Below are 25,817 nucleotides of genomic sequence, written 5' to 3' on the forward strand. Positions count from 1 at the left end.
AAGCCCTATAAGGGCTTTTTTCAATGCTTATAAATAACGCTTTTTCCCGTTTTGATAAATGTTTACGTGAAAGCCGTTCATTTCTCCGATATAGAGTTTAGAGGGTAAATCAGCTACTTTGACAGATGAAGTAATTTCTACAGTTTGATACCCCTTTGATTCTAACGTAATGGTATGAAGTTTAGGCTTATTCATCATTTGTAAAAAAGGCTGTTCATCTTCAAAAAAAGCGCGCTTATCAATTGCCACTTCAAACGTAACAGGCTTTGAACGGTGATTTTCAAAGGAAAGCTTGCAGTTTCCCGTTAATATGGTTTCTCTTTTATTAGTCTCGAATGTGCAACTGCTGTTTTCAGCATCGTAAGAAACGGCATACATTCCTGTTAACACGGTCTTTTGCATGACTTCAATCATAAACCCAGGGCCGGAAGTAACGATGAATGCAGCTAAAATCGTTAGTTTTAAACGATGACGGTTTAAACTTTTATAAAGTAAAAAAAGACTTATTAAAAGTATGATTGCCCAAGCATTGTTAGCATAATAGAATCCCGTCATTGTTTCTTCATTTCCATAAATGGGAAGGCCTAAAAAAGAAAAGACAGAATTAATAAGCGGCGCTGAGTTAGGGAAAGGGATATTTAAGATAAAAACAGCTAGTAAAAAGATGAGTCCTTTTATCAAAAGTGATCGTTCACGAATCATGTTGTTCCTCCTTAGCTATAAATCACGTATCATTATATACTATTATTATCTTTTTTTGTAATTAATGGTTATTTTATTGCATGGGAGAAGAGAGAGTGGGAAATAAATTGATAAAAAATGTGCATGTCCATTTATAAGCGTCGTAGTTTCTTAGAAAACAGGATATGAAATATTTATTTTTGTGCAAATGATACATATTGCAGAATGAAAAAACTTTATGGCGCATCACAATCCAGAAATGTCGGTAGCCTCAAAGCTTACACAGAGGGTTTTAACAGATACATAATTAGGATAAAGCCTGTCTTAGAACAGAAACTTGCTATTTCTAAATTGATATGTTACACTAAGGTTAATTATTTTTGTTCGGTATGAAATTGAAAGAAGAGAAATATTCTTCAATAGAAATTTTTATCTGGAAATAGTACGATTGAGCAAGGGTAGTAATATATGTGTGGAGTAATTCCACCACTGGAGGAAATAGTATGACTGAAGGTACAGTAAAATGGTTTAATGCAGAAAAAGGTTTCGGTTTCATCGAAATTGAAGGCGGAGAAGATGTATTCGTACATTTCAGCGCAATTCAAGGCGACGGATTCAAATCTTTAGACGAAGGTCAAAAAGTGACTTTCGACATCGAGCAAGGTCAACGCGGTGCACAAGCTGCTAACGTTGTAAAAGCATAATTTTATGCAATCCAAAAAAGACTCCGACTTTGGACGGGGTCTTTTTTTATTGTAGCAAACACGCAGGTAACGGAGGAATACGTATGAGTAAAGCAAAAGGTAAAGGTGGCACGGGGCGAGGCACCGGCAAAAAAGGGTGGAACCGCTGGCAGGCGAGTGCAAAAAAGAAGAAAAATGCAAAGCCTTATAAAAGCAAGGGAACAAAAAATGCTGATAAGCCGGAAGGCAACTAATCCTATATGCGCAGTATCATCTGCAACTTCGACTTACTCTGCTTGAGTAAGTTTATTTCATATGGAATTATTTTTTTATTGCTTTTTTGACAGATTGCTGTCACTATATGAAATAATAAAGTGATTTGTGTGAATTTTCTATAAAAATTGATTTTTTTTGCAAACACTTTCATATTTCGACAACCTTTTTGATTTTTATCGGTTATACTTCTTTATAATAGATTATAGAAAGATGCAGGGGAGCATAAAGTGAGAGAGGAAAGCGACAGTTTACTCTGTACGCTTTTTACGTTTCTGGACCGTATTGCAGTAGCGTCGTAGTAAGTAGATCATGCATCAGTTTAGAACACATCAAAACTCAACTAAGTGTAACGGGGGGATATGAGTGAGCGCAGGCATCGTAATTGAAAAAGTTCAAAATTATGCTATGTTAGAAGATCATGTTTTGGTTGAAATGGTTCACAGCGGAGACGAAAAATCATTGGAGTATTTAATCAATAAGTATCAAAATCTTGTAAGGGGAAAAGCAAGAAAATACTTTTTGATTGGTGCTGAAAAAGAAGACATCGTCCAAGAAGGAATGATTGGACTGTACAAAGCAATTCGCGACTTTAACGAAGACAAGCTAACATCTTTTAAAGGGTTTGCGGAGTTATGTATCACAAGACAAATTATTACGGCGATTAAAACGGCTACTCGTCAAAAGCACGGTCCGTTAAATTCGTACATTTCATTGGACAAGCCTCTGTATGATGAAGAATCAAACTATACGCTGATGGATATGATTCCTGGCGATCAAATTGCTAATCCGGAAGCGGTGCTGATTCATCAAGAAAAAGTGGAAGACCGCGAGTTAAAAATTGCGGAAACACTTAGTGAATTGGAAAGAAAAGCATTGACGCTGTATATGGACGGCCATTCATACGCTGAAATTTCGAAAGAATTAAACACGCACGTCAAGTCAATTGACAACGCGCTGCAGCGTATCAAAAGAAAGTTAGGTCGAGACGTAGAAAGCAGACAAGCTATTTCATAATAGGTAAAGAGGACCTTATTGGATAATAAGGTTCTTTTTTTATTGAATAGGTGTCTATTCTGCACTGAAATATTTAGCAAATTTAGGTTTTTACCATAATTTCCTTTATGTGTTAAACTAATAGCACGTTAATTTCGAAGGAGGATTTTATGTTTTTCTTTCTAGACAAGCATTATGACAAGCTAACGTGGATGATTGTAGGAATCGGACTTATTCCTTTTTTCGTAATGCGAGATATGCTTACATTTGTATTGACCCTCTACATATGCTTACAGGGAATTCAACATCGCAGGCTTATTAAAAAGAAAATAAAAGCTACCTCTTGGGGTAAGCGTATTTTATACGTACTGTGTTTTTTACTATTAATTGTTGTATTGGCTTATTCTACGACTCATATGCTTGCTTGGGCACATACGCATCATGTGTTCATTGTTTTTCAATTCATTATGATTTACCTGCTGATTCTTTTAGGTAGGTTTTTACTGTCTCACGTCATTCCAAAAGTGATGAATAAGCTACATGAATAGAAAAGGGCCGGACCTCAAAGGGGTTTCGGCTCTTTTTCACGATCTTTTAAAATGTCTTGAATAATTTCAATATGAACAGAAGCCCACGATTGTTCACGGAAATGAAGAAACACGCTTGGAATGAGAATAAAAACATAAAGCACGACAAAAATAATCCAAAGCCAGCTGCCGTCTTTAAATAAAAATTGCTGCAGCCGCTGCGAAAATAAAAAAAAGAGCCAAGGCAAGGCAGAAACAAGGATAGGGATGACGCCGGAGCCGTTTTTTTCTTTGGTCATTCGGTAATACACTTTTCGTAAAATAGCGCTGTCGAGCGTAAGGTAAAGCTGCCGAATTTCTTCCATTTCCGCTAATTCATCAATATCTTCTGCGTTTTGGTTTTGATGAGCCGCTTTTTTCAGTTTAAGGTAGACTTTATGAGCATCGCCGCGCAGTGAAAACATATACCAGCCTCCCGCATATTGTTTCGTCTTCTTTAACAGAGTTTGCAGGTGCATGTAAATCTATACAAAAAGTTTCGTGATACGAAAGAATAAGAAAACAGAAGTGTAAGCGTAAATCATTAGTAGAAAATGAGAGAAAACAGCTGATTTTTACTCTTTTTGGCCGCCTTTACACATCAACTAGCAGCACATATACTAATAAAAGAGCAATTAGTTACCTAGGTAAATAAAATGAAAAGGTGAGGTGGGAAAAGTGAATAACTTGGTGTTTCATGAACTTCATCAAAAGTCGAGATTGTCTATTAAAGAAGTAAATGAAGTGTTAAAGGCGTACGGGCTATACAGCTCACAGTATTCAATTTTATTTTGTTTAAAGCGATTCGGTTCGATGACGCAAACAGAGATTTGGCAGTATTTAAATGTCGAAGCGCCAACGGTTACCCGCACGTTAACAAGACTTGAAAAAAGCGGATGGATTGTGCGAAAAGCAGGCAGTGATAAACGAGAGCGCATCGTTTATTTATCTCCTCAAGCGAAGAAAAAGCTTCCAGAAATTCAGCAAGAAATTGAACGTTTGGAAGAAAATTTGCTGATTGCTTTATCCGACAGCGAACAGGATCAGCTTATTTCGTTATTAAAGAAAATTTGTAAATCTACAGAAAAGGGTGAAATGAATGACGAACCAGCAGGAGCCAATCTGGACTAAAAGCTTTATCAGCATTGCAATTACCAACTTTTTTATTTTTGTCGTGTTTTATGCATTGCTGACGCTGCTGCCGATTTATGTATTAGACGCCTTGGACGGCACGAGTACGCAGGCAGGGCTTGTTGTTACCATCTTTTTATTATCTGCGATTATTGTTAGACCGTTTTCAGGGAAAGTCATTGAAAACATTGGAAAGAAAAAAACGCTTGTATTTAGTACCCTCATTTTTGCGCTTTCTTCCTTCTTATATATGTTTATCCACCATTTTAACGTGCTTTTATTACTGCGCTTCTTTCAAGGAATTTCATTCAGCTTAGCGACAACCGTCACCGGAGCGATTGCAGCGGATTTAGTTCCCGCTAAACGACGAGGAGAAGGGCTTGGCTACTTCGGAATGTCAATGAACTTAGCTGTAGTTGCAGGGCCGTTTTTAGCATTAACGCTTCATCAATACATGGCATACAACATTATTTTCCTTGTATTTGGCGTGATTATGCTCGTTGGCTGGCTGTGTGGAATGATGGTCAAAAATCTTCAAGAAAACGCTGCTTCGCCAGTGAAGAAATCATTTTCACTGAGCGACTTGTTTGAAAAGAAATCCATGCCGATTTCATCTGTAGGTATTCTCGTTTCTTTTTCGTATGCAAGTATTATTTCGTTTATTTCTGTGTACGCACAGTCGCTTGGATTAATTAAAACAGCAAGCTTTTTCTTTGTCGTATTCGCAGCTGCGATGCTGATTTCACGACCGTTTACAGGAAGATTATTTGATAAATCTGGCCCAAACATTGTGATTATTCCATCGTGTATTGTCTTTGCGATTGGTCTATTTAGCTTAAGCTTTACACATTCTTCTTGGATGCTGCTGTTTTCAGGTGCGTTAGTAGGACTAGGGTATGGAACGCTGCTTCCTAGCTTCCAAACGCTTGCGATTCAAGCGGCGCCTGCTCACCGAAGCGCATATGCAACTGCTACATTCTTTACGTTTTATGATAGCGGGATTGCAGTTGGTTCGTTTGTATTAGGAATTGCAGCAGGCGCTTTAGGCTATTCGAAACTGTACTTTGCGCTAGGAATTTTTGTTCTGTTAATTACGCTTTACTATAAGTGGATTGCAAATTTACGTCAAAAACAAAAAGCAGCAAATATCCAGGTGGGCATGAAATAAAAAAGCTCGGCGTAATATGCGCCGAGTTTTTTTATGGATTTTTTACAGGACTTTGGAAGGGAAGCATATTTAAGTCAAAAGGTACTAGCCAATTCCTATCCATCTGCACCATACTTTAACAGGGGAACCATTTACATATAAAACTTCTTGGATGAAATAAAAAACAAAGGAGAACAAACATGAAAGTAATGAAACCTCTTATGGTCACAGCGTTAGGGCTTAGTCTTGCCACTTTTTATGAAGGCGCTTTTCCTGCAGAAAAAGCTGTGCAAGTACAGGCTGCTACAGATGAAAACGTGATTGCTGGTAAAGCAAAAACGTATGAAGGAGCCGATTATACATCTGGAGGAGAGACGCTAAGCGAAGGGTTTGACAGCTCTGGCTTCGTTCAATATGTGTTTAAGCAAGCGCTGGATACAACGCTGCCTCGTTCCGTGAAAGAACAGTCAGAGCTTGGGACAGACGTTGATAAAAACGAGCTGCAAGCGGGTGATGTATTGTTTTTTGACACTAATGAAAACGGTGAAGTGAACGTAGCCGCTATTTATATCGGAGACGATGAGATGATTTATGCATCTTCTTCAGACGGAAAAGTCGTGGTGAAAAACATTTCAAGCAGTGATTATTGGTCATCACATTTCGCCAAAGCAAAGCGCATTACAGGAGCACCGGAAATTGCAAAAGATAATGAAGTCATTGCAGAAGCATTAAAACATCTCGGCACGCCATATGTATTTGGAGGCGAGTCGCCAACAGACGGTTTTGACTGTTCCGCATTTGTTGCCTATATATTTCAACATGCATCGGACGTCTACCTTCCGCGATCAACCGATCAGCAGTGGCAAGTTGGAGAAGAAGTTGCACGGGCAGATTTAAAGCCAGGAGACGTTATCTTTTTTAAAGACACGTATCGTGAAGGGATTTCACACGTAGGCATTTACGCAGGCGGCAATCAGTTTATTCACGCCAAGCGCAGCGAAAATGTGACGGTTGATTACCTAACAAGCAGCTACTGGACGTCTAAGTACGCCGGAGCAAGGCGCTACGATGACTTATCGCTGTCAAAAGACAATCCATTTGTGACGGAATCTCTTAAATATGTAGGAGAAGTACCTTACGCACAAGGTGGGACAAGTCCTTCTACAGGCTTTGATACAGCAGGTTTTGTTCAATACATTTATAAAGAAGCAGCTGGAAAAGACATTCCGCGCTATGCAAGTCAGCAGTGGGAAGCAGGAGAAACCATTTCACAATCTGACTTGAAGCCGGGAGATCTCGTCTTTTTTGAAGGAAGTTCACTTATTCCATCTATCTATATTGGAAATGACTATGTCGTTCACGTATCCACATCTGAGGGCGTGAAAATTACAAACTATAAAGTAGACAGCTACTGGGCGCCTAAATACTACGGAGCAAAGCGCATGCCATAAAGGTAAAAAACTAAGACAGTCTGGGGCTGTCTTGGTTTTTTAATAGGTAGCCAATTGTTTTTGTATATCTTTGATTCGCTCTAGAGTTATCCCTTCCCGCTGCTCGATGGCTAAAGGATGATCGGTTGGTTCTAATTCAATGAGAGGTCTCGTTCCAACAGGTCTTGTATGCACATTTGTTTTTAAATTTAACGTTTCAGGATAGCCTGGAATTGAAACTGAAAACCAGCCGAAATAAGGCGGTTCATGTTCTCTTTCGTCACTTTCCCATAAATTTATCATTCGATGAAAATTTTCTTCGCTTAAAGAAACCCAAATGTTCCAAATGAAAGGGTCTTCTTCATTAAGAACGGGAATTTCAACGCAGCCTCTGACGAAAAAATGTTCTTGATTCATGATACAAATCTCTGAATATAGTTCAAAGTCGTTTTGTTTTTCGTCTTCTGACGCCTCATAATAGTAAAAAGGAGCTTCACTTGTATAACTCATAGGCAAAGCGGGCAGAGGGTGTTCACAAGTTAAGTCTTTATAGTGAAGTTTGTTCGTTTTCTTTTTGCCGTATAATCGTCTTCTTCGCATATCATTTTAGACTCCTTAGATAAAAGTATCTTCATTATAATACAAAAAAATGGCTGCTTAAGCGTATAATGTATAAAAAAGTTTGATTCCCCGTATCTTTTGAATTTCCTTTAATCGTTTAGTAAATAGAGAGTGCAAAAGGAGTGAAAACCATGTCACATTCAAAAAAAATTGAAAAACAAACAGAAAGCTTTGATGAGGCTTGCTGGAACGAGCATTACCCAAAACTGCAGCAGTACTGCCGCTTTTTAGCACAAAATGTGTGGGACGGAGATGATATCGCGCAAGAAACGTTTTTAAAAGCTCAGCGATATAAAGGAGAAGAGCACAATTTGTCTTCTGCGCTGTTAAATAAAATTGCGTACCACCACTGGATTGACCTGCTGCGAAAACGAAAGCGTGAAGGAATAGTCGAAGAAAAAGCTTTGGAACAACAAGCCGATAAGCATGCGTTTGATAGTAAGGGACACTCGGTCGAACTGCTGCTTAGTCAATTTACGCCGAAGCAAGCGGTTATCTTTTTCTTAAAAGAAGGCTTTCGCTATCAGCTGAAAGAGATCGCTTCGATTTTACAAACGTCAGAAACAGCGGTGAAAAGCAATTTACATCGTGCTAAGCAGCGATTAGAAAAAGACAGTGAGCCGTTTTCTACAGATTCTTTTTGGGATGAAAGAGAGCGTAAAAAGCTGTCAGAACTGTTTTATAAAACGTTAGAAGCGCAGGACCCAGCACTTTTGATTCGGGAGTTGCCTTCCTTAAAAAGCGTCATTCAAAAACCAACGTATACTCCGACATGCACTCTCTGCATGGCTGCATAGCCATATTACGCGTGACAAGGAGGATATATATGAGTACCATTCCATATGTAATTGAACAAAGCAACCGCGGTGAACGTTCGTATGATATTTATTCGAGGCTGTTAAAAGACCGGATTATTTTAATTGGTGATGAAATCAATGATCATATTGCTAACAGCGTGGTCGCGCAGCTCTTATTTCTTGCGGCAGATGATCCTAAAAAAGATATTTCACTGTATATTAACAGCCCCGGAGGTTCGACTTCCGCAGGGTTTGCGATTTATGATACGATGCAGTACATTGAGCCGGACGTTCAAACAATTTGCACGGGCATGGCCGCTTCTTTTGGCGCACTGCTTCTCCTAGCAGGAGCAAAAGGAAAGCGCTATGCACTTCCAAATAGTGAAGTTATGATTCATCAGCCGCTAGGAGGAGCTAGAGGGCAGGCGACTGAAATTGAAATTAGCGCTCGGCGGATTTTAAAATTGAAGCAGCATATTAATGAAATCATATCAACACGAACGGGACAGCCGGTTGAAAAAGTGGCAAACGATACGGAACGAGATTATTTCATGAGTGCTGAAGAAGCAAGGGAGTACGGAATTATCGATGGTATTCTGTTGCCGAAATAAAGAGGTGACAAGAAAGCATAGACGGCAGCGTCTATGCTTTCTTGTCTATAGAAATAAGAAAAAAGACCTTAGTATTATCTTTATTTTTCTTGAAAAGGTAGGTATTATATAAAATATAACAGATTTTAGAAAGAAGGTTTTACACATGCAAGAAGTGATTGGAGTAGAGCAGCGGTCTCTGTTTCAAAAAGTATTAGTCACATTTATTTTTTCGTTATTTATTTCAACAGTTGGCTTATATGTAGGTCAATATGTGCCGCCGGCTTATTTCCTTCCGTTAGCGATTGCTGAAATTGTGATGCTGGTTGCCGCATTTATGTTACGAAAGAAAAAAAGCGTAGGATAGGGCTTTACATATGCTTTTTCATTTATATCAGGCATCACGCTGTTTCCGATTGTCAGCTACTATGCATCAGTAGCGGGAGCGCAAGTCGTTCTTTATGCGTTTGGAAGCACGTTCGTTATTTTTACGGTGATGGGTGTAATTGGCGCAAAAACAAAAAAAGATTTAGGGTTTTTAGGCAGCTTTTTATTAGTGGCGCTGTTAGCATTAGTGTGCATCAGCATTTTCTCGCTGTTTAGTCCATTAACAACGCCTGGACTTATGGCATTCTCAGTGATTGGTACCATCGTTTTCTCACTTTACGTACTATATGATTTTAACAAAATGAAGCATGGTGAAATTACAGAAGAGCTTGTTCCACTGCTGGCACTATCTCTTTATTTAGACTTTATTAATCTATTCATCAACTTGCTTCGCTTTTTTGGTATTTTAGGCAGCGATGATTAATAAGAAATAGGCTGGGACAAAAGTGTTCTAACTGAAGGGCGATCCGAACGATGAAGATTCTTGATGGAGAATCAACTTCGTTCGGATTTTTTATTGGTAGGATGAGCGTAGGTGTCATCCATTTAGATGCTTCTAGCTGTTGATTGGAGGGCAAGGCGGAGACTCCTGCGGGAGAAGCGGAATAGGTGAGACCCCGCAGGAGCGGAAGCGACGAGGAGGCTCAGCGGCCGCCCGCGGAAAGCGAAGCCTTGCACGGAAATCAACAGCGGTATAATAAGCAGTCCACCTCATGTATCCAATTTGTTGATCTTTAGATGGGATTGATGTAGTTATATCACAATCTCTTTTTTTTGTTTTAGTTATTCTCCGCCATCCCCATCTCCATCCTCGCTAACGTCATCCTCTGTTTTTTCATAGTTTGGTCCGGTAGCGTAAGGTTCTTTCAAAAACTTTTCAAGCCACGTGGAGCCTGTAGCGACCGCGCCGTTTTTAGCATGAATAAATTCACTGATTGTATATATTTCAACGACTTGCTTTCGATATTTACGAAATAAAAATGCGCTGGCAGCAACGCCAATACTGATGATTATATACGTATTCATGGAATCCTCCTTATAAAAGGGTTAGTGTTACGTATGCCGCATAGTAAAAGAATATGCATAAGGGGTTGTAACCAAACAGATTGATGTAAATCATAATTGTGACGATTTTTCATGGTTTCTCTTATGGATATTTTTGGTATTATATATTTGTGATGAAAAATAAGATGAGGAGAAGAGCGAGTCTTAAGAGGAGGGAAAGTATGAATAAAGTAGTTCTTACATCGTTATTCTTTTTCTTACTAGTTGGTTGCAACCAAGAAAAGGTCAATGTATCTACACCTAATGATGAACAAGTTCCAGTGTCAGGAAGCATTGTGGTTAATGACAAAGAGTATGAAATGCGAGTAGGAGAATATGAATGGAACGGTGACGATGGTGCGCACATAACCAAAATGGATTCTTACTCACCAAAAGAGGTTGCTAAAGAATTTGATGACCTCACGCTAGAGAAAGATACCAAAGTTACAATTCTACTAAAAAACAATCCAAAACTTACAATTTATCAACTAAGCAAAAATAATCAAAAAGAAAAAATTAAAATAACGGATAATCATATTGAAGTGTCTTCAAAGAGCGGTTACTATCTTTACGAAGTATCGGGTAAATGGCCTCATGGAAAGGCAACTTATTTATTTGATGTGAATGTGAAATAGCGAACTGATCGGATATTTGGGAGTTATAGTGAACTGCTATACATGCATGAATTTAAAAGAAGTTCGTTTAGTGGTGCGAGCCTTTGAAAAAATGGTAGTATAGAGCAGGTACATAGAGAACGCAAATTTTTTGGAAGGATGCATGCTAGTGGTGAATTTTAACGAGTTTTTTACCATTTCTTCGTATGAAGTAATGGAGCATTCGAGTCGAAAAGAAAACGGAAAGAATATAGATGAATATGAAGTGATGTTGTATAACGAAAACGTTAGTCAAACAGAAAATGTGATGATCAAATTTAAAAAGGTGAGCGATGAAATAGCAGTGGAAAAGGTACAAACTCTCTCTTACTTTGATCAACAGCGTCCTAAACACCCCTGTAAGATTTGCGGCAGTGAAGTGATGGTAAAAGAGAACAGCACTGAAGAACTGAATGTTTACGCACATAATTGTTCATTTAACGACGAAGAAATAGAGGATTGTTTAAGAGAACTAGTACAAAATGAACTTTTGCAGGATGGGTTTACTCAAGAAGAATTTGAACGGAACTATGGAGTTAACTACCGTGATGACAGTAATAAAGAATATGGCTTTTACGACGCGCAGCAACGAAATACTTTTTATACCATCTTTAACGATAGTGTTTATCACACCTCATACGCAGGACCACAAGAGCTCCGCTGCAAGTTTTGCGGGATGGACGAAGAGCTGCTTGTTGTAGACGGAGCCTTCTATCAAAAATGTACAGCATTAACTCCACATATTAATCGAATTATTCATATGATTGAAGCAAGGAAACAAAACGAACCAGACGTAACAAAACGTTGATGAGAGAAAAGGGCCGGAGCTTGAGAAGAACATAAAAAAGAAGCTTCCTTTTGAGCGAAAGGAAGCTTATCAAATTTGTACCTATAGGGTTGAGTGGTGCATAATTAAATAGCTATCGGAATAACCGATGAATCATTAAAGTAAGCAACTTCTGAAAGAATACTGCAGCCTTTCAGCTTTTTGAGCTGAGAAAGCGCTTCTTCTTTACTATCAAACTCGTACATTTTCATTTCACCTTTTCTGACATAACACGTAATCACATACATTTTAGAAGTACCTCCACCTATCATGTAGAATTTATTAATAAAAAGCTATAGCAGCTTTTATTCCCTATTAAAATAGCGTAAGTGCGCCTGTGACAATAGCAAGGACAATGAGAACAAGAGACGTTAAAACGGCCCATTTAAATGCAAAGCGCTGATGTTCACCAAGATCAACACCTACCATACCTACAAGTAAGAAAGTAGAGGCAACGAGTGGACTTAATAGATGAACAGGTTGTCCGAGTACTGAAGCTCGCGCAATTTCCATTGGATCAATTCCGTAAGAAGCAGCAGTTTCAGCGAAGATTGGTAAAACACCAAAGTAATAGGCGTCGTTACTCATCACAAATGTAAACGGCATGCTTGTTAAAGCAACGATTGTTGGTAAAAACGAACCGAGTGAATCAGGAACTAAATGAATTAACAGGCTTGCCATTTCGTCCACCATTTTAGTGCCGGAGAGTATTCCTGTAAAAATACCGGCTGCAAAGACAAGGGCTGCAACGGTTAACGCGTTGCCTGCATGAGCCATTAAACGTTCTTTTTGATCCTCAAGTTTTGGATAGTTAATCATAAGAGCAAGCGCAAAACCAATCATAAATAAAACAGAAACGGACCAAATACCAGAAACTAATACGACCATAAGTGCAATGGTTAAGGCTAAGTTAATCCAGATTTTTTTAGGCTGCGTAATATCTTCTTGAGAAGTTAAAGACGCGTCTTCAGCAAAAGCAAGCGAGCTTTTTAATTCAAACTGCTCGATGTCAATAGCACCAAGTCGTCTGCGCTCTTTTTTTCCAAGAATATAGCCTGTAAAAATCACCCACAAAGCTCCGCCAATTAACGTTGGAAGAAGTGGAATAAAGAACTCTGATGCATCGAGGTTAAGAGCAACAATCGCGCGAGTAGCCGGGCCTCCCCAAGGCGTCATGCTGCTCATAATACTAAGAGAAAGCATCGCAACCGTCGTTAACACTAACGGGCTCATATTCAAACGTTTATACAGTGGAAGAAGAGCAGAAACCGTAATCATATAAGTAGTTGTACCGTCTCCGTCTAGTGCAACTAAAAGCGATAGAAGAGCGGTTCCAATCACGATTTTGAGCGGATCGCCTTTTACGATTTTTAACAGCTGCTTAATTAATGGATCAAACAGGCCGGCATCAATCATAACGCCGAAGTATAAAATGGCAAACAGCAGCATCGCAGCTGACGGAGCTACTTGTTTTAACCCTTCTAGCATCATGTCTCCGACGCCTTTGCCAAACCCTCCAATCACCGCAAAAAGAAGCGGAATAACCATTAAAGCTACGATAGGAGACATCCTTTTTGACATAATGAGATACGTAAAGACAATAATCATTGTAAAACCTAGTAGTGCTAGCATTCAAACAACCTCCTTTATTTTCCCTCTTTTCTTTGAAAGCGTTTACTTTTAGAGTAAAAAAACGTGACTAACATCTCTCATCCCCATGTATGAGCCGTAGTTTGATTATTAAGAATTTTTAAAGCCGCTCTTTACCCCCGCTGATGTTTCTTGTTTTCATGTTAGTACATTTTGAAAAATAAAGGAAATATAGGTTTTTTTAGAAAGTTCATAAAAATTTTTTATAATGGCAGTCCAGAAAAAAGCTTGGTCTAAAAGAAAGTTTCTTCCAAGACCCAAACTTTTTAGCTTTTGCTTTATTTTTCACTTAGCTTTAAAAAGTCAATAAATGCTTTTACGACCGCTAGATTCAAATAAGAAGGATCATACATGAGCCACGTGTTTCGAAGCAAAGGTGATTCATCTCGGTATGAAAGTCCGTATGTATATAAATTGTCGCTGGAGTGAAGGCAAATTTCTGGTAAAATCGCAAAGCCTAAATCATTTTTAACCATTTCTTTGGCCGTTTCTTGCCGGTCAACTTCCATCGCTACAAACGGAGGCTCTGAAAACTTGTCATGCCACCAGTCTTGAATGAGATCTTTTAGCGACGTATCCGTTTTATAATTAATATAAGGCAGGCTTGGCAAGTCATCAATCGCAATTTCTTTTTTTGAAATTAAGCAAAGCCGCTCTTTCGTCAGCAGTGATTTTTCTCCGTTCCACGGGTAATTGCCTCGCAAAATACCAACGTGCACACGCGAAGAGTCTAATAGATTCATAACTTGCGTACTCCAGCCTGTATTGACACTGAACTGTACGTTTGGATAGTGAAGAGAAAACTGTTTTAAAATCTTTGGAAGCTTATGCTGTGCGAAGTTACTCGATACCCCTAAGCGAAGCGTGCCTGTAACGGTTTCGCTCATATTACGCATGCTGTCTTTTGTTTCTTGCAGCTGCTTCCACATGTTTTCTGCATAGCGAACAAGATGCTCACCTTCAGATGTAAACTCAATTCCTTTTTTCGTTTTAAAAAACAGCGTCACGCCAAATTCTTCTTCAAGATTTTTAAGCCGGTAGCTTAAAGAAGGCTGCGATACGTAGAGCCTTTCAGCCGTTCGCGTAATGTTCTTTTCTTCGTGAAGCGTTTTAATTAATATCCAATCTTTTTGATCCATCCCAATTCCCCCTTGTATTTAGATTATAAAAATTTTTTTAAAAAGACAATAAATTTTATGTATTTTACTTATGACCACCTCTATTATACGATAAATGGCAAATGAACCGGTTCTAAATAGTAAAAAAATAAAATGGTTTGATGAACGCCTGGGCGTTTGTTAGTAGGGGAGAAAGGTGATTAAGATGACGCGTATTCCTGTAACGGTTATGAGAGGTGGAACGAGTAAAGGGGTCTTTATCAATCATGAAGAAATGCCTGTGAACAAATCGGATTGGGAACCGTTTTTGCTAGATATAATGGGAAGTCCGGATCAACGTCAAATTGACGGGTTGGGCGGAGCTAATTCGCTGACAAGTAAAATTGCGATTATTAAAAAATCAGATTTAGAGAAAGCTGACGTAGATTACACGTTTGCGCAGGTCAGCATCAGCGAATCTCTCGTTGATTTTAAAGGAAACTGCGGCAATATCTCCTCAGCAGTGGGGCCTTACGCAATTGAACAAGGACTTGTACAAGCTGTGGAACCGGTGACCAAAGTGCGGATTTATAATACGAATACTAAAAAAGTAATCGTAGCGGAAGTAGAAGTAGAAAACGGGAAAGTGAAAACAGAAGGGGAATGTATGATTCCTGGAGTGCCAGGTACGGGTTCACCTATTTATCTTTCGTTTGAAAACGGAGAAGGAGCCGTTACCGGAAAACTGCTTCCGACCGGGAACGCTATTGATCTTCTGCAAACATCCATCGGAACAGTAAAAGCATCAATTGTTGATGTAGGAAATCCGCTTGTATTTGTTAAAGCAGCGGATATTGGCCTAAAAGGAACAGAACTTCCGCATGAATACACGGACAAACAGCTGAAGCTATTTGAAGAAATTCGCTCCATTGCAGCGGAAAAAGCGGGGCTCGCACCTCAAGGCAAAGCAACTAAACTATCACCAGCGGTTCCAAAAATGACGATTATTGCTCCTCCGATGGACCACCGCGACGGGACTGGCAGAGAAAAAGCTGCTTCTCAAATGGACGTATTAATTCGCATGATGTCGATGCAAAAACCGCATCAAACGCTTGCGATTACAGGAGCAATTTGTACAACGGCGGCTATCTATACAAAAGGCACGCTTCTGTCAGAAATGGTTCAACTAAAAGGCGATACGGTTCGACTTGCTCATCCAATGGGAATTATGGAAACCAGTGTAGATCTAAAAGAAGGACAGGTTAATGGAATCAAAGTAGTGCGTACGGCCCGTCTTATTTTTGAAGGATTTGTTTATACAAAGCACGCGTACGATGTATGTTTATCAAGTTGATAACGTTCTCAAAAAAACTCTTTCTAGGAAACTAGGAAGAGCTTTTTTATGTTAGACTATTTTTACTGAATATTGAAAAAGTGGGTGGGAGTATGAAAAAAAGAACGTATATTGATTTAAGCCACGTCATTGAAGACGGAGTTATCACGCATAAAGGCTTGCCGGCACCGATTATTTGCGACTATTTAAGCCGAGAAGAGTCTAAAAAGCTGTATGAACCAGGGACTGAATTTCAAATCGGTAAAATTGAAATGGTCACGAATACAGGTACGTATATTGACGTGCCGTTTCACAGATACAAAGACGGAGCGGATTTAGCTCAAACGGCTATTGATAAAACAGCCGGACTGGAAGGAATAGTAGTTTCAATCGACCCGACTTTAAAAGCTATTGATGAATCTCATTTTCACCATATAGACGTAAAAGGCAAAGCGGTATTAATTCACACGGGATGGGATCGCTACTGGAATACAGACGATTATTTAGAAAACCATCCATACTTAACAGAAAGCGCGGCAGCTTATTTAGTGTCTCAACAGCCCGCTCTTGTAGGAATTGATTCGATGAATATTGACGACACAAAAGGAAAAGCAAGACCAGCTCATACGCTGCTGTTAGGAGCGGACATTGTAATTGCTGAACACTTATGTCACTTAAATCAACTAACGCAGTCCTTTTTATTTTACGCCGTGCCTCCTAAAATAAAAGGAGCCGGAACGTTTCCGGTAAGAGCATTTGCGGAGGTAGAAAGAAAATGATCCAATTACATAGATATAGAGAAGTGCAGGAATTTAAAAACCAAGTAGAACCGCTTTTATCAAAGAATGAAGTTCTTCATAACTTAGCGCTTGGAATTTTACACAGCTTAAATGAAAGCAGCAAACCAAATTTCATGGGTGTTATTTTAAAAGACAGTCGTGCTGCGCTTGTGTTACTGCAAACGCATCCTAAGCAAATCATCCTGTCTCAAATACAGAAGCTAACGGAGGGTGAACTAAGCGAAGCGGCAGAGCTATTACAAGAAATCGACGTACCGGGCTTAGTTGGAGAAAGGCAAACGGCTTTATATCTTTCTCAAAAACTAGCAGCGCTAAAAAATCAAGAAGCTTCTTTGAAAATGGATCAGCGCATTTATCAGTTAGACAAAGTAAAAAAAGCTGTGGACGCGAACGGAGTGCTGGTAAAAGCAAGGTTGGAGCACCTTCCGCTCGTGACAGAATGGATTTGGGAGTTTATGGGGACTATTGGAGAGCCTGTGTCAAAAGAACAAGCTGTCAAAACAGGCGAAGCTTTTATTAAAGCAGAACGGTTATTTTTATGGGAAGTGAACGGGAAGTATGTGTCGATTGCCAATGCTACGCGTCCAACGACTCATAACATTACAATTAACTTTGTATACACGCCGCGGGAAGAACGTAAAAAAGGCTATGCCTCAAGCTGTGTGTCCACGCTTTCTCAGCTTATGCTAGACAGCGGTTTTCAAACAACAAGTCTATACACGGACATGACAAACCCTACGCCTAACAAGATTTATATGGAGATTGGGTATGAACACGTAGCTGATTCAGCACTAGTTTTATTTCATGAAAAAAAGTAGCAGGCTGTCTGCTACTTTTTCTATTACTTAAGGTTTTTTAACTAAATTAACGTGATTTAACGTTTTGCTATCATCAAAAATAAATTCAAGATCATAGGCGCCGGCGTGATACGTGTATCTCGTTTGAGTCGTACCATCACCTTTTACTTTACCTGTAAAGTTTGGCTGACCTAATTCTTTCTTTAAGTTAGCTTGCGTGATGGACCCTAAATTTGTTTGACGCTCTACATTCGTACCAAAATAGCGAATTTCATTGATGACGTTATTTTGGTCATAGCCGAATGCATACCCAGGATGGCCCATTTCCGCGTGGTAGTAGTCAAAGCTATTTGATGAACCTTCAGGCGGCGGACCGAACTGATCGCGAACGTCTTGACGCAGGGTTTTGCCAATTTTAAAGTCTGCTGTTAATCGCGGCACTTCACCTTGCACCGCCGCATTATAAATTTCGTTAATGTTCTTTACAGCTGTTTGACTTTGACTGCTTGTTTCTTGAGATGTAGCTGCATGTGCTGGTGTATCAAGCTGAGCGACAGGAGCAAATCCAAACGCAGCAATTCCTGTAATCGTCGCAGCAGCAGCCGCTTTTGATAGTCGTTGTTTCATTTTCATGATTTTTTCCTCCTATATATAACGATTTAGCAACCTCAGTCTACCTAAAAGAGAAGGTAGGCCAGAATAGTCAAGGAGTCTTAGTTGAGTTGGTAACTGATATATATATAATGTAACACGTCTTTTAGAATGTAAACGTCAGGTAAAGCAAAAAGCAAAAAACGATTCATTTATCATAGGTGAAAAGAGTGGTTTATATTCCTTTATTAGGTAAAAAAACGCAATATGAAGAAGGTTCTAATGCTTTATAAAAAACTGGATAATAATTGTAATTATGATACAATAAATCAAGTATTTGTTAAAAATATAATATTTATTGCTGGAGTTTTGATGTATGGAAAAAAATTTGATGAGAGGTACGCTTTTATTAACAGCGTCTTCTTTGTTAACAAAGATTTTAGGCTTTATTTATATTATTCCTTTCACAGCCTTAGTGGGAACGTCAGGTTATGCACTTTATAAGTATGCATACGGTCCATATACATTGATGCTAAGCTTTTCGACAATGGGTCTTCCGCTTGCTGTTTCTAAGTATGTATCGAAATATAACGGTCTTGGAAACTACCGTGCGGGACAAGATCTGTTAAAAGCAGGACTTCTATTAATGACGATAACGGGCATAATAGGTTTCTTAGTCCTCTATACGATGGCACCGTGGCTCGCTGAACTAGTTATTAACGGAAAAGATTCCTCAGGAAATAGTCAAAAAGACGTAGTGTACGTCATCCGAATGGTAAGCTTTGCTTTAATTATTATCCCGCCTATGAGTCTATTACGAGGCTACTTTCAAGGTAACCAGTCTATGGGACCGTCCGCGCTAAGTACAATTATTGAACAAATAGTGCGAGTGTTGTTCATTTTAGTAGGAGCATACGCTGTTATTCACCTTTTTCATAGCACAATGACAAAAGCTGTTGGAATCGGTACGTTTGGAGCGTTTATTGGAGGCGTAGGGGGAATTGGGATTCTTGGAGCGGTTTATTTGAAGCGCAAGCGGTTGATTATAAAAGAAGTGAACAGCGGAAAGAATAATAAATTCGTTCCGTTCTCTTTAATGTTCAAAGAGCTTGTGACGTACGCTGTTCCGTTTGTATTAGTTGGTTTAGCTATTCCTATCTATCAAAATATTGATACGTTTACGATTAACATGCTTTTTCAATCAATAGGATATGGACAAGCTAAGGCTGAAACGATTAACTCCGTCATTGGATTAGCGCAAATTTTGGTGATGGTGCCGGTATCGTTAGCGACTGCCTTCAGCATGTCGCTAATTCCGGGCATTACATCTTCTTTTGTGCAAAGAAATTTACGGGAAGTAAAAGGAAAGATTACAAAAACGCTGCAGCTGCTGTTGTTTTTTACTCTTCCTGCTGCGGTAGGGCTTTGTTTATTGGGTAAGCCGGTATATATGATGATTTTTGGAGCGAAAAACAGTCCTGAAATCGGTGGAGTTGTTTTACAATGGTATGCGCCTGCTGCGATTCTTTTTGCTCTTTTTACCGTAACAGCCGCAATTCTCCAAGGAATTAATCAACAAAAGAAGCTAATTTTAGGCTTGGGCTTAGGAATTGTTGTGAAGATAGTATTAAACGTACTGTTGGTTTCAAGCTTAAAAGAAATTGGACCGGTTGTCGCGACTTACGGAGGGTATGGTGTATCGGTTATATATAACTTCTATTTAATTGAAAAATCTATTTCTTACCGAGTTCAATCACTGGGACAAGCTGCGTTGACACCTGTTTTATTAGTAAGTGTGATGTCAGCCGCTGTGATTATCGGCAATTATACTTCTCACTATTTTTTAGAAAATAAGCTGTCTGCATCTTCACTTGCGATTAGCACATCTTGTATTTCAATTGCTTTAGGTGCTGCTGTGTATCTAGGGCTTGGCGTAAAAACAAGTTTAGGGCAATCTGTTGTATTAAATAGAAGAAAAAGAATGTAAATGTAAAGGAGAGAAAGGTGTGTCAAAACGATTTTTACTAACCGTAGCGGCTGGAGGATGTATCATAATTTTCGGCGCGCTGCTGCTATTAAATTGGGAAAGAGTGTTTGGAGACTACCGTCCCATTCAAACGGCAAAAGCTGTTTTCAAATTAGAAGTGGGAAGTCAAGGTGTAGCAGAGACTACGGATTCAGATGATGCTCTTTACTATATGGTGAAAAAAGGACATTTAGATGAATATATTCAACTGATGAATGAAAAAGGCTATGTGTTAAAAGAGAAAGATATTGATCATAACCGACTTGTTTTTAACGATGGGCAAGAGGATGAGCAAATTTACTACAAGCGCTTTGCAAGGAAGTATACGATGATTGATGGAGAAGGGTAAAGGCCTTCACTTAGAATTACTACATACTAAAATCATTAAAAGAAAACACCACCTTGCGAATAAAAGGTGGTGTTTTTTTGTTAGATTATCTCATCTTAGTTTTGCTCTTGCTACCCCTGTTACGACCATACTCGTAATAAAAATAACTACGATTCCAATGTTGGTCGGGGTATCAAAAAATATTTTTGAAACGGCTAAAGCGATAATAAGCCCAATGGCTATGCCAGATAATTCTTTCATTAATTTCAACATTAACACCTCTTAACAATATCGCTAAGGAAAAGTCTAACATTATTGGTAAAGTGGTTTCAATTAATAACACATTAACCGAAGAAGCATAATAGAATTTATTTGCTACCACTAAATCCTTTCGACAGTCAACAAATTCAGTATAAGCGCTTTGTGAAGAAGTATAGAATGATTCAAGAAATGAGGTAAAGGCTTTAACTTCTATTTTAGTAGACTAAAACCATATAATCCTATCTGTTTTTAAAGTTTTTTTGTATGAAAAAGAAAAATAATATTGACAATTATTAAAAAACTATTAATATTGACTATATTACATAAAACAAATAGCTATTGTTTTCCTTATCAAGAGAGGTGGAGGGACTGGCCCTGTGAAACCCGGCAACCGCTGTCTATGACAGAATGGTGCCAAATCCTTAAGAACAGTATGTTCTTGAAGATGAGGAAGAGACGTTTGGTTAACGAGCTCTTCCTTTATATAAAGGAAGAGCTTTTTTTATATTATAGGGGGAGTAAGTTAAATGAAGAGATTTCTTATTTTAGCAGTTGCGCTTGTACTACTCGTAACTGGCTGTCAGTCAAAAAGCACAAAAAGCAGTGGAAGTGAAGAGAAAGGAAAGAAGCGAATTGCTCTTGTTTTGCCTGAAAAGATTGGGGTTAACCCGTTTTTTCAGCAAATGGATGAGGGAGCAAAACGAGCTGGGAAGAAGTATAACATTGATGTAAAGACAATTGAATCTACAGATCAAGCAGCCATTGAAAGTAATTTGCGTGCTGCCGTAGCAGAAAATTATGACTTGATTATTACATCTTCTTTTGAATCCGAAGATGCGTTGAAAAAAGTAGCTCAAGAAAATCCGCAGCGTCAATTTGCGATTATTGATACAGTGGTTGATTTACCAAATGTAAGAAGCGTTGTATTCCGTGAACAAGAAGCTTCATATTTATTAGGAGCAGCCGCAGGATTGATTACGAAAACGAATAAAGTAGGAATGGTTGCAGCTGATGATATTCCATTATTAAAAAAATGGACGGTAAGCTTTAAAGAAGGACTAGAATCAACAAATCCAAAAGCAGAGTTTTTAGTAAACTATGTTGGAAGCTTCTCTGATCCAGCTAAAGCAAAAGAACTTGCTATTTTACAGGCTTCAAAAGGCGCTGATTTTATCGCTGGAGCATCAGCTGTAGGCGACTTGGGTGTATTTGAAGCAGCAAAAGAAAAAGGTTTTTATACGGCAGGCCAAGATATTGACCGTACGGAAGTAGATCCTGAGCATATCATTTTATCGCAGTTAAAAGGATCTGATGCGGCTGCTTATGAAACGGTAGAAGCACTAGCAAATGACAAATTTAAATCGGGCGTAGTGACATACGGCTTAAAAGAAAAAGGTGTTGGGTTAACGTATGTGACTCAAGACAGCAAGACACCTCTTAATGACTTTGTAGGACAAGATGTAATTGATCAATTAAAAGAAATTAAAGATTCGATTATTGATGGAAAAACAGTGGTAAAAGATCCGTTAGCAAAGTGAGTTGAGAAGAGAAGTCGAGTAAGGCTGGCTTCTCTTTCTTATTTTTGAAAAAAACCTAAAGGGAAAGGAGCAATGAATGGAATGAGTGAGCTGTTGCAGTTAACGAATTTGACGAAGAAATACGGTTCATTTTTAGCAAACGATAACGTGTCTTTTACGCTGAAAAAAGGGGAGGTTCACGCGCTGGTCGGAGAAAACGGTGCTGGTAAAACAACGTTGATGAGGATGCTTTACGGAATGGAAAAGCCGAGTTCAGGAAGTGTTCAGCTGCACGGGAAACCTGTTTCGTTTTCATCTCCTGCGGATGCGATTAAAAACGGAATAGGCATGGTGCATCAGCATTTTATGGTTTTTCCTCATTTTTCAGTGGCTGAAAATATTGTCTTGGGGCATGAGCCAAAGAAAGGTCTCTTTTTCAACAGAAAGCAGGCGAAAGCAGATGTACAGCAATTAACCCAAACTTATCAAATTTCAGTGGATGTTCATAAAAAAGTAAAGCATTGCTCAATTGGGGAACAGCAAAAGATTGAAATTTTAAAAGTGCTGTATCAAGGAGCAGAAATTATTATTTTAGACGAGCCTACCGCCGTTCTTACTCCTCATGAAGTAAAGGAACTATTAAAAACAATCCGGTTTTTGGCTTCTCAAGGAAAAAGCATCATTATTATTACACATAAGCTGCAAGAAGTGATGGAAGTAGCGGACCGAATTACAGTTCTTCGAAATGGTAAAGTAGCCGGCGTCACAAGTAAAGAAGATACCAATGCTCACCATTTAGCGAGACTAATGGTAGGGAGAGAATTAAAAGAGCGTCCTGCAAGAGTGCCATCACAAAGCACTTCTCATTTAAGCGTACAAAATCTCTTTTTAAAAGGAAAAGGACAAAAAAACGTATTGCAAAATGTGTCTCTTCACGTTTCTGCAGGCGAAATTGTCGGTATTGCAGGGGTTTCAGGAAATGGGCAGTCAGAGCTGCTTCAAGCAATTGCTGGATTAGTAGAAACAGACACCGGAAGTATCAAACTTGGAGATGAAGATCTTACAGGGCGATCTGTGCGTGAAAGAAGAGAGGCAGGAATTGCTCATATTCCAGAAGACCGCTATATGTGGGGAGCCTCTAAAGACGATACGATCGAGGAAAATGCGCTGATGGGCTATCAGTATAAAGCTTCTTACTCGAAGATGGGCTGGCTGAAAAGAAAGATATTCAAGTCGAGCGTGGAGGAATGGATAAATGAATTTTCGATTAAAGCCACTTCATCTAAGCAAAAAGCAGGAGAACTGTCTGGGGGAAATCTGCAAAAATTAATTGTTGCAAGAGAGCTTGGCCAAAACACCTCTTTTCTACTTGCTGCCGAACCAACGCGAGGAGTGGATATTGGGGCAATGGAACGTATTCATGATGCCTTGATTCAAAAAAGGAATAATGGCTCTGCTATTTTACTTGTATCGTCTGAGCTGTCGGAGATTATCTCACTATCAGATCGAATTTTAGTGATGTACGAAGGCAGTATTGTCGGAGAGCTTACAAGAGAAGAAGCGACGGAAGAGAAACTAAGCATATTAATGGCAGGAGGAACGGTAGAAGGTGATACAGTTGCAGAAACTTCTTAAATCATTAATCCAACCGATTATTGCGGTCATTTTTGGCTTAGCGATAGGAGGCATTATTATCTCCTTAACAGGTGGTTCGGTTTTCCAAACATATACAGAGCTCTGGAATGGAGCGTTTGGTAATTTTTATTTCTTCACCACTACGCTGGCTCGCGCTACGCCTATTCTGTTAATTGCGTTAGGTGTGGGATTTGCTTTTAGAGCAGGTGTGTTTAATTTAGGGGGAGAAGGACAAATGGTCGTTGGAGCGATTAGTGCAGCGATTGTTGCTTATTACCTGCCGGCTCCAGGGATAGTCAAGCTGATAGCAGCCATTGCCGCTGCTGTTGTGGCAGGGGGATTGCTTTCCGTTTTAGCAGGATGGATGGAAGCCGCGTTTAAAATTCAGCTTGTCATTTCGACCCTTTTATTAAATTATATCGCTGTTTTATTTGCAAGTTATTTAGCAGGTCACCCTTTTCAAGATAAAACAGGCTCAGCTGCTCTCGCTCAGACGCCTATGATTGAGCAATCAGCATGGCTTGGAAAAGTGTTTCAAGGAATGCCTCTTCATGTCGGATTTATCATTGCTCTAGTGGGTGCGCTGCTGCTATGGACGGTGCTTCGCTACTCTGTGTTTGGCTATGAAGTAAACGCATCCGGGAAAAATCCGTTGTTCGGAGCGTATGGAGGCATTCATCAGGTAAAAGTCATGCTGTTTAGCATGTTTATTAGCGGAAGCTTGGCTGGATTAGCAGGAGGATTTGAAGTGCTTGGTTCACAGTACCGATTTGTAGACGGTGCGCTCACCGTTCCTGGATATGCATGGACTGGAGTGATGGCTGCTCTGTTAGCAAATTCAAATCCAATCGGCATTGTTTTTACGTCTCTTTTACTTGCCGCTTTGCAAACAGGAGCGATGGGGCTAGAGCGTAATACAGAAATTCCGTTAGAAATTGCGAGTATTATGCAAGCTGTTCTTATTCTATTTATCTCAGCGAAATTTACAAAGCAGTGGTGGAAAGCCAAAAAGAAAGGAGCTGATATTCGTGGAGCTGCTTGATTGGTCACTGTTAAATGCAACGCTGCGAATGGTTGCACCGATTTTATTAGCGGCGCTAGGCGGAATGCTTTGCGCGCGCGTAGGCATATTTAATGTAGGGCTAGAAGGTCTAATTTTGATTGGAGCTTTTAGCGGGATTGCGGGCAACTATTATACTCATAATGTCTTTTTTGCGATCGTGATTGCGGCTGGAGCAAGCTTACTTTTTGCTTTGCTTTTTGGAATGATGGTCGTGATGTTTAAAGCAAATGAAATTGTCGTTGGGGTGTCTATTAATTTTTTAGCACTGGGCTTAACGACATTTTTACTCCGGACTATTTTTCATACAAAAGGTGCCTATTACGATAAAAACATGCACGGGATAGGTACATGGGATATTCCTTTAATTAAAGACATACCTATAATCGGCGACATTGTTTCCGGGCAGTCACCGCTTGTCTATTTTGCTTTTTTAGCAGCTATTGCTTTTTATATCTTCTTTTATCGAACGATTTTTGGTTTTCGTCTTCTAGCAGTAGGCTACAATAAAGTAGCAGCAAGTACGCTTGGGTTGAAAGCAATAAGATATCAGCTGTTTGCGATTGCAGCATGCGGAATCCTGTGCGGGATCGCGGGAGCACAGCTTTCGTTAGGGCAAGTCACGATGTTCTCAGAAGGCATGACTTCAGGGCGTGGATTTATCGCACTTGTTGCGATGATGCTCGGTCAGTCTCATCCGCTCGGTATTTTAGCGTCAAGTATCCTTTTCGGCTTAATGGATGCCATGAGCACACGACTGCAAGGTTTTTCAATACCGACTGAGTTTACGATGATGGTCCCTTACGTACTTACATTAGCCGCGATGTTTTTCTTACGAGATAAAGGTGTCGAAACGAATCAAACAAGTCAGCAAAGTGCACGCTGATAAAAAAATAA

Annotated in this window: 29 protein-coding genes, 1 pseudogene and 1 riboswitch; of the genes and pseudogenes, 22 read left to right on the plus strand and 8 right to left on the minus strand. The window is 39.4% G+C overall.

Features of this window, described 5'->3' with window-relative positions:
• Positions 1-27 precede the first annotated feature (27 nt).
• On the minus strand, positions 28-702 hold the full coding sequence (locus ACXAE4_RS08885; protein ID WP_028414948.1) for a hypothetical protein: 675 nt from the start codon (positions 700-702) through the stop codon (positions 28-30).
• Positions 703-1,184: 482 nt separating this feature from the next.
• Here ACXAE4_RS08885 and ACXAE4_RS08890 point away from each other — a divergent pair, with 482 nt between their 5' ends.
• From ACXAE4_RS08890 to ACXAE4_RS08905, 4 genes are all read left to right on the plus strand, one after another.
• On the plus strand, positions 1,185-1,385 hold the full coding sequence (locus tag ACXAE4_RS08890; protein WP_013058502.1) for a cold-shock protein: 201 nt from the start codon (positions 1,185-1,187) through the stop codon (positions 1,383-1,385).
• A 77-nt stretch (positions 1,386-1,462) separates the two neighbouring features.
• Complete coding sequence (locus ACXAE4_RS08895; protein WP_162837669.1) at positions 1,463-1,618, plus strand: DUF3934 family protein; 156 nt, start codon at positions 1,463-1,465, stop codon at positions 1,616-1,618.
• A gap of 385 nt (positions 1,619-2,003) precedes the next feature.
• Positions 2,004-2,654 carry an RNA polymerase sporulation sigma factor SigH gene (gene sigH, locus ACXAE4_RS08900; RefSeq protein WP_049165990.1) on the plus strand — a complete coding sequence of 217 codons (651 nt, stop codon included), beginning with the start codon at positions 2,004-2,006 and terminating at the stop codon, positions 2,652-2,654.
• A 149-nt stretch (positions 2,655-2,803) separates the two neighbouring features.
• Positions 2,804-3,181 carry a hypothetical protein gene (locus ACXAE4_RS08905; protein ID WP_028414947.1) on the plus strand — a complete coding sequence of 126 codons (378 nt, stop codon included), beginning with the start codon at positions 2,804-2,806 and terminating at the stop codon, positions 3,179-3,181.
• Positions 3,182-3,195: 14 nt separating this feature from the next.
• On the opposite strand, the gene ACXAE4_RS08910 is transcribed toward ACXAE4_RS08905, so the two are convergent.
• Complete coding sequence (locus tag ACXAE4_RS08910) at positions 3,196-3,624, minus strand: hypothetical protein (protein WP_028414946.1); 429 nt, start codon at positions 3,622-3,624, stop codon at positions 3,196-3,198.
• A gap of 253 nt (positions 3,625-3,877) precedes the next feature.
• Here ACXAE4_RS08910 and ACXAE4_RS08915 point away from each other — a divergent pair, with 253 nt between their 5' ends.
• The 3 genes from ACXAE4_RS08915 to ACXAE4_RS08925 all read left to right on the plus strand — a co-directional run bounded on the left by ACXAE4_RS08915 (position 3,878) and on the right by ACXAE4_RS08925 (position 6,928).
• Positions 3,878-4,330, plus strand: a complete 453-nt coding sequence (locus ACXAE4_RS08915; RefSeq protein WP_013058498.1) for a MarR family winged helix-turn-helix transcriptional regulator — start codon at positions 3,878-3,880, stop codon at positions 4,328-4,330.
• On the plus strand, positions 4,299-5,498 hold the full coding sequence (locus ACXAE4_RS08920) for an MFS transporter (protein ID WP_028414945.1): 1,200 nt from the start codon (positions 4,299-4,301) through the stop codon (positions 5,496-5,498). The genes ACXAE4_RS08915 and ACXAE4_RS08920 overlap by 32 nt, the downstream gene beginning before the upstream one ends.
• Before the next feature lie 179 nt (positions 5,499-5,677).
• Complete coding sequence (locus ACXAE4_RS08925) at positions 5,678-6,928, plus strand: C40 family peptidase (RefSeq protein ID WP_099331227.1); 1,251 nt, start codon at positions 5,678-5,680, stop codon at positions 6,926-6,928.
• Between the two features lie 39 nt (positions 6,929-6,967).
• Here the strand turns inward: ACXAE4_RS08925 and ACXAE4_RS08930 are convergent, their stop codons facing one another.
• Positions 6,968-7,507 carry a DUF2199 domain-containing protein gene (locus ACXAE4_RS08930; protein WP_028414943.1) on the minus strand — a complete coding sequence of 180 codons (540 nt, stop codon included), beginning with the start codon at positions 7,505-7,507 and terminating at the stop codon, positions 6,968-6,970.
• A gap of 152 nt (positions 7,508-7,659) precedes the next feature.
• Here ACXAE4_RS08930 and ACXAE4_RS08935 point away from each other — a divergent pair, with 152 nt between their 5' ends.
• From ACXAE4_RS08935 to ACXAE4_RS08950, 4 genes and pseudogenes are all read left to right on the plus strand, one after another.
• Entirely contained in the window at positions 7,660-8,325 is a 666-nt protein-coding gene (locus ACXAE4_RS08935) for a sigma-70 family RNA polymerase sigma factor (RefSeq protein ID WP_028414942.1), read from the plus strand.
• 29 nt (positions 8,326-8,354) lie between these two features.
• Positions 8,355-8,936: an ATP-dependent Clp endopeptidase proteolytic subunit ClpP gene (gene clpP / locus ACXAE4_RS08940; RefSeq protein WP_028414941.1), complete on the plus strand. Its 582-nt coding sequence runs from the start codon at positions 8,355-8,357 to the stop codon at positions 8,934-8,936.
• Positions 8,937-9,081: 145 nt separating this feature from the next.
• Positions 9,082-9,726: pseudogene (locus ACXAE4_RS08945) on the plus strand (Bax inhibitor-1/YccA family protein).
• A 139-nt stretch (positions 9,727-9,865) separates the two neighbouring features.
• On the plus strand, positions 9,866-10,000 hold the full coding sequence (locus ACXAE4_RS08950; RefSeq protein ID WP_255256922.1) for a hypothetical protein: 135 nt from the start codon (positions 9,866-9,868) through the stop codon (positions 9,998-10,000).
• 85 nt (positions 10,001-10,085) lie between these two features.
• On the opposite strand, the gene ACXAE4_RS08955 is transcribed toward ACXAE4_RS08950, so the two are convergent.
• Positions 10,086-10,328 (minus strand): hypothetical protein, encoded by a 243-nt coding sequence (locus tag ACXAE4_RS08955; RefSeq protein ID WP_098999651.1) that lies wholly within the window; start codon positions 10,326-10,328, stop codon positions 10,086-10,088.
• Positions 10,329-10,528: 200 nt separating this feature from the next.
• On the opposite strand from ACXAE4_RS08955, the gene ACXAE4_RS08960 reads away from it, so the two are divergent.
• Together ACXAE4_RS08960 and ACXAE4_RS08965 are read left to right on the plus strand one after the other, a co-directional pair.
• Positions 10,529-10,981: a hypothetical protein gene (locus ACXAE4_RS08960; RefSeq protein WP_289578257.1), complete on the plus strand. Its 453-nt coding sequence runs from the start codon at positions 10,529-10,531 to the stop codon at positions 10,979-10,981.
• A 148-nt stretch (positions 10,982-11,129) separates the two neighbouring features.
• Positions 11,130-11,807, plus strand: coding sequence for a hypothetical protein (locus ACXAE4_RS08965; protein ID WP_328173016.1), 678 nt, complete (start codon positions 11,130-11,132; stop codon positions 11,805-11,807).
• A gap of 333 nt (positions 11,808-12,140) precedes the next feature.
• Here the strand turns inward: ACXAE4_RS08965 and ACXAE4_RS08970 are convergent, their stop codons facing one another.
• Both ACXAE4_RS08970 and ACXAE4_RS08975 read right to left on the minus strand, forming a co-directional pair.
• Positions 12,141-13,457 (minus strand): CitMHS family transporter, encoded by a 1,317-nt coding sequence (locus tag ACXAE4_RS08970; RefSeq protein WP_028414937.1) that lies wholly within the window; start codon positions 13,455-13,457, stop codon positions 12,141-12,143.
• Between the two features lie 296 nt (positions 13,458-13,753).
• Positions 13,754-14,614: a LysR family transcriptional regulator gene (locus tag ACXAE4_RS08975; protein WP_028414936.1), complete on the minus strand. Its 861-nt coding sequence runs from the start codon at positions 14,612-14,614 to the stop codon at positions 13,754-13,756.
• Between the two features lie 184 nt (positions 14,615-14,798).
• On the opposite strand from ACXAE4_RS08975, the gene ACXAE4_RS08980 reads away from it, so the two are divergent.
• The 3 genes from ACXAE4_RS08980 (at position 14,799) to ACXAE4_RS08990 (ending at position 17,523) form a co-directional block, all read left to right on the plus strand.
• Positions 14,799-15,926, plus strand: a complete 1,128-nt coding sequence (locus tag ACXAE4_RS08980) for a 2-methylaconitate cis-trans isomerase PrpF family protein (RefSeq protein ID WP_028414935.1) — start codon at positions 14,799-14,801, stop codon at positions 15,924-15,926.
• A gap of 92 nt (positions 15,927-16,018) precedes the next feature.
• A complete protein-coding gene (locus ACXAE4_RS08985) occupies positions 16,019-16,684 on the plus strand; it encodes a cyclase family protein (RefSeq protein WP_028414934.1) in 666 nt (221 codons plus the stop codon).
• Positions 16,681-17,523 carry a GNAT family N-acetyltransferase gene (locus tag ACXAE4_RS08990; RefSeq protein WP_028414933.1) on the plus strand — a complete coding sequence of 281 codons (843 nt, stop codon included), beginning with the start codon at positions 16,681-16,683 and terminating at the stop codon, positions 17,521-17,523. Before ACXAE4_RS08985 ends, ACXAE4_RS08990 begins: the two co-directional genes overlap by 4 nt.
• Positions 17,524-17,550: 27 nt before the next feature.
• On the opposite strand, the gene ACXAE4_RS08995 is transcribed toward ACXAE4_RS08990, so the two are convergent.
• On the minus strand, positions 17,551-18,135 hold the full coding sequence (locus ACXAE4_RS08995) for a YjgB family protein (protein WP_028414932.1): 585 nt from the start codon (positions 18,133-18,135) through the stop codon (positions 17,551-17,553).
• A 334-nt stretch (positions 18,136-18,469) separates the two neighbouring features.
• Between ACXAE4_RS08995 and ACXAE4_RS09000 the strand changes: the two genes are divergently transcribed.
• Together ACXAE4_RS09000 and ACXAE4_RS09005 are read left to right on the plus strand one after the other, a co-directional pair.
• Complete coding sequence (locus tag ACXAE4_RS09000) at positions 18,470-20,080, plus strand: putative polysaccharide biosynthesis protein (RefSeq protein WP_028414931.1); 1,611 nt, start codon at positions 18,470-18,472, stop codon at positions 20,078-20,080.
• Positions 20,081-20,099: 19 nt separating this feature from the next.
• The gene (locus ACXAE4_RS09005) at positions 20,100-20,468 is read left to right on the plus strand and encodes a hypothetical protein (RefSeq protein ID WP_028414930.1); all 369 of its coding nucleotides are present in this window, start codon (positions 20,100-20,102) and stop codon (positions 20,466-20,468) included.
• A gap of 90 nt (positions 20,469-20,558) precedes the next feature.
• On the opposite strand, the gene ACXAE4_RS09010 is transcribed toward ACXAE4_RS09005, so the two are convergent.
• Positions 20,559-20,720 (minus strand): hypothetical protein, encoded by a 162-nt coding sequence (locus tag ACXAE4_RS09010; RefSeq protein ID WP_155017469.1) that lies wholly within the window; start codon positions 20,718-20,720, stop codon positions 20,559-20,561.
• Between the two features lie 333 nt (positions 20,721-21,053).
• A riboswitch (SAM riboswitch) is annotated at positions 21,054-21,160 on the plus strand.
• A gap of 75 nt (positions 21,161-21,235) precedes the next feature.
• Here ACXAE4_RS09010 and ACXAE4_RS09015 point away from each other — a divergent pair.
• The 4 genes from ACXAE4_RS09015 (at position 21,236) to ACXAE4_RS09030 (ending at position 25,806) form a co-directional block, all read left to right on the plus strand.
• A complete protein-coding gene (locus ACXAE4_RS09015; protein ID WP_098113621.1) occupies positions 21,236-22,246 on the plus strand; it encodes a BMP family lipoprotein in 1,011 nt (336 codons plus the stop codon).
• Between the two features lie 81 nt (positions 22,247-22,327).
• Entirely contained in the window at positions 22,328-23,860 is a 1,533-nt protein-coding gene (locus tag ACXAE4_RS09020; protein ID WP_028414928.1) for an ABC transporter ATP-binding protein, read from the plus strand.
• Entirely contained in the window at positions 23,835-24,902 is a 1,068-nt protein-coding gene (locus ACXAE4_RS09025; RefSeq protein ID WP_028414927.1) for an ABC transporter permease, read from the plus strand. Before ACXAE4_RS09020 ends, ACXAE4_RS09025 begins: the two co-directional genes overlap by 26 nt.
• On the plus strand, positions 24,889-25,806 hold the full coding sequence (locus ACXAE4_RS09030) for an ABC transporter permease (protein WP_028414926.1): 918 nt from the start codon (positions 24,889-24,891) through the stop codon (positions 25,804-25,806). Before ACXAE4_RS09025 ends, ACXAE4_RS09030 begins: the two co-directional genes overlap by 14 nt.
• Positions 25,807-25,817 lie beyond the last annotated feature (11 nt).

The organism is Priestia sp. ABM2_011 (genome assembly GCF_056158845.1).

Excerpts from the sequence above, each read along its gene's own strand:
- ACXAE4_RS08910 (WP_028414946.1), bottom strand. The coding sequence starts at position 3,624 with ATGTTTTCACTGCGCGGCGATGCTCATAAAGTCTACCTTAAACTGAAA.
- ACXAE4_RS08960 (WP_289578257.1), top strand. The coding sequence starts at position 10,529 with ATGAATAAAGTAGTTCTTACATCGTTATTCTTTTTCTTACTAGTTGGT.
- ACXAE4_RS09015 (WP_098113621.1), top strand. The coding sequence starts at position 21,236 with ATGAAGAGATTTCTTATTTTAGCAGTTGCGCTTGTACTACTCGTAACT.
- clpP (WP_028414941.1), top strand. The coding sequence starts at position 8,355 with ATGAGTACCATTCCATATGTAATTGAACAAAGCAACCGCGGTGAACGT.
- ACXAE4_RS08990 (WP_028414933.1), top strand. The coding sequence starts at position 16,681 with ATGATCCAATTACATAGATATAGAGAAGTGCAGGAATTTAAAAACCAA.
- ACXAE4_RS08995 (WP_028414932.1), bottom strand. The coding sequence starts at position 18,135 with ATGAAAATGAAACAACGACTATCAAAAGCGGCTGCTGCTGCGACGATT.
- ACXAE4_RS09000 (WP_028414931.1), top strand. The coding sequence starts at position 18,470 with ATGGAAAAAAATTTGATGAGAGGTACGCTTTTATTAACAGCGTCTTCT.
- ACXAE4_RS08970 (WP_028414937.1), bottom strand. The coding sequence starts at position 13,457 with ATGCTAGCACTACTAGGTTTTACAATGATTATTGTCTTTACGTATCTC.
- ACXAE4_RS08885 (WP_028414948.1), bottom strand. The coding sequence starts at position 702 with ATGATTCGTGAACGATCACTTTTGATAAAAGGACTCATCTTTTTACTA.
- ACXAE4_RS08935 (WP_028414942.1), top strand. The coding sequence starts at position 7,660 with ATGTCACATTCAAAAAAAATTGAAAAACAAACAGAAAGCTTTGATGAG.
- ACXAE4_RS08925 (WP_099331227.1), top strand. The coding sequence starts at position 5,678 with ATGAAAGTAATGAAACCTCTTATGGTCACAGCGTTAGGGCTTAGTCTT.
- ACXAE4_RS08955 (WP_098999651.1), bottom strand. The coding sequence starts at position 10,328 with ATGAATACGTATATAATCATCAGTATTGGCGTTGCTGCCAGCGCATTT.
- ACXAE4_RS08985 (WP_028414934.1), top strand. The coding sequence starts at position 16,019 with ATGAAAAAAAGAACGTATATTGATTTAAGCCACGTCATTGAAGACGGA.
- ACXAE4_RS08980 (WP_028414935.1), top strand. The coding sequence starts at position 14,799 with ATGACGCGTATTCCTGTAACGGTTATGAGAGGTGGAACGAGTAAAGGG.
- ACXAE4_RS08930 (WP_028414943.1), bottom strand. The coding sequence starts at position 7,507 with ATGCGAAGAAGACGATTATACGGCAAAAAGAAAACGAACAAACTTCAC.
- ACXAE4_RS09010 (WP_155017469.1), bottom strand. The coding sequence starts at position 20,720 with ATGTTGAAATTAATGAAAGAATTATCTGGCATAGCCATTGGGCTTATT.
- ACXAE4_RS09020 (WP_028414928.1), top strand. The coding sequence starts at position 22,328 with ATGAGTGAGCTGTTGCAGTTAACGAATTTGACGAAGAAATACGGTTCA.
- ACXAE4_RS08905 (WP_028414947.1), top strand. The coding sequence starts at position 2,804 with ATGTTTTTCTTTCTAGACAAGCATTATGACAAGCTAACGTGGATGATT.
- ACXAE4_RS08890 (WP_013058502.1), top strand. The coding sequence starts at position 1,185 with ATGACTGAAGGTACAGTAAAATGGTTTAATGCAGAAAAAGGTTTCGGT.
- ACXAE4_RS08920 (WP_028414945.1), top strand. The coding sequence starts at position 4,299 with ATGACGAACCAGCAGGAGCCAATCTGGACTAAAAGCTTTATCAGCATT.
- ACXAE4_RS08975 (WP_028414936.1), bottom strand. The coding sequence starts at position 14,614 with ATGGATCAAAAAGATTGGATATTAATTAAAACGCTTCACGAAGAAAAG.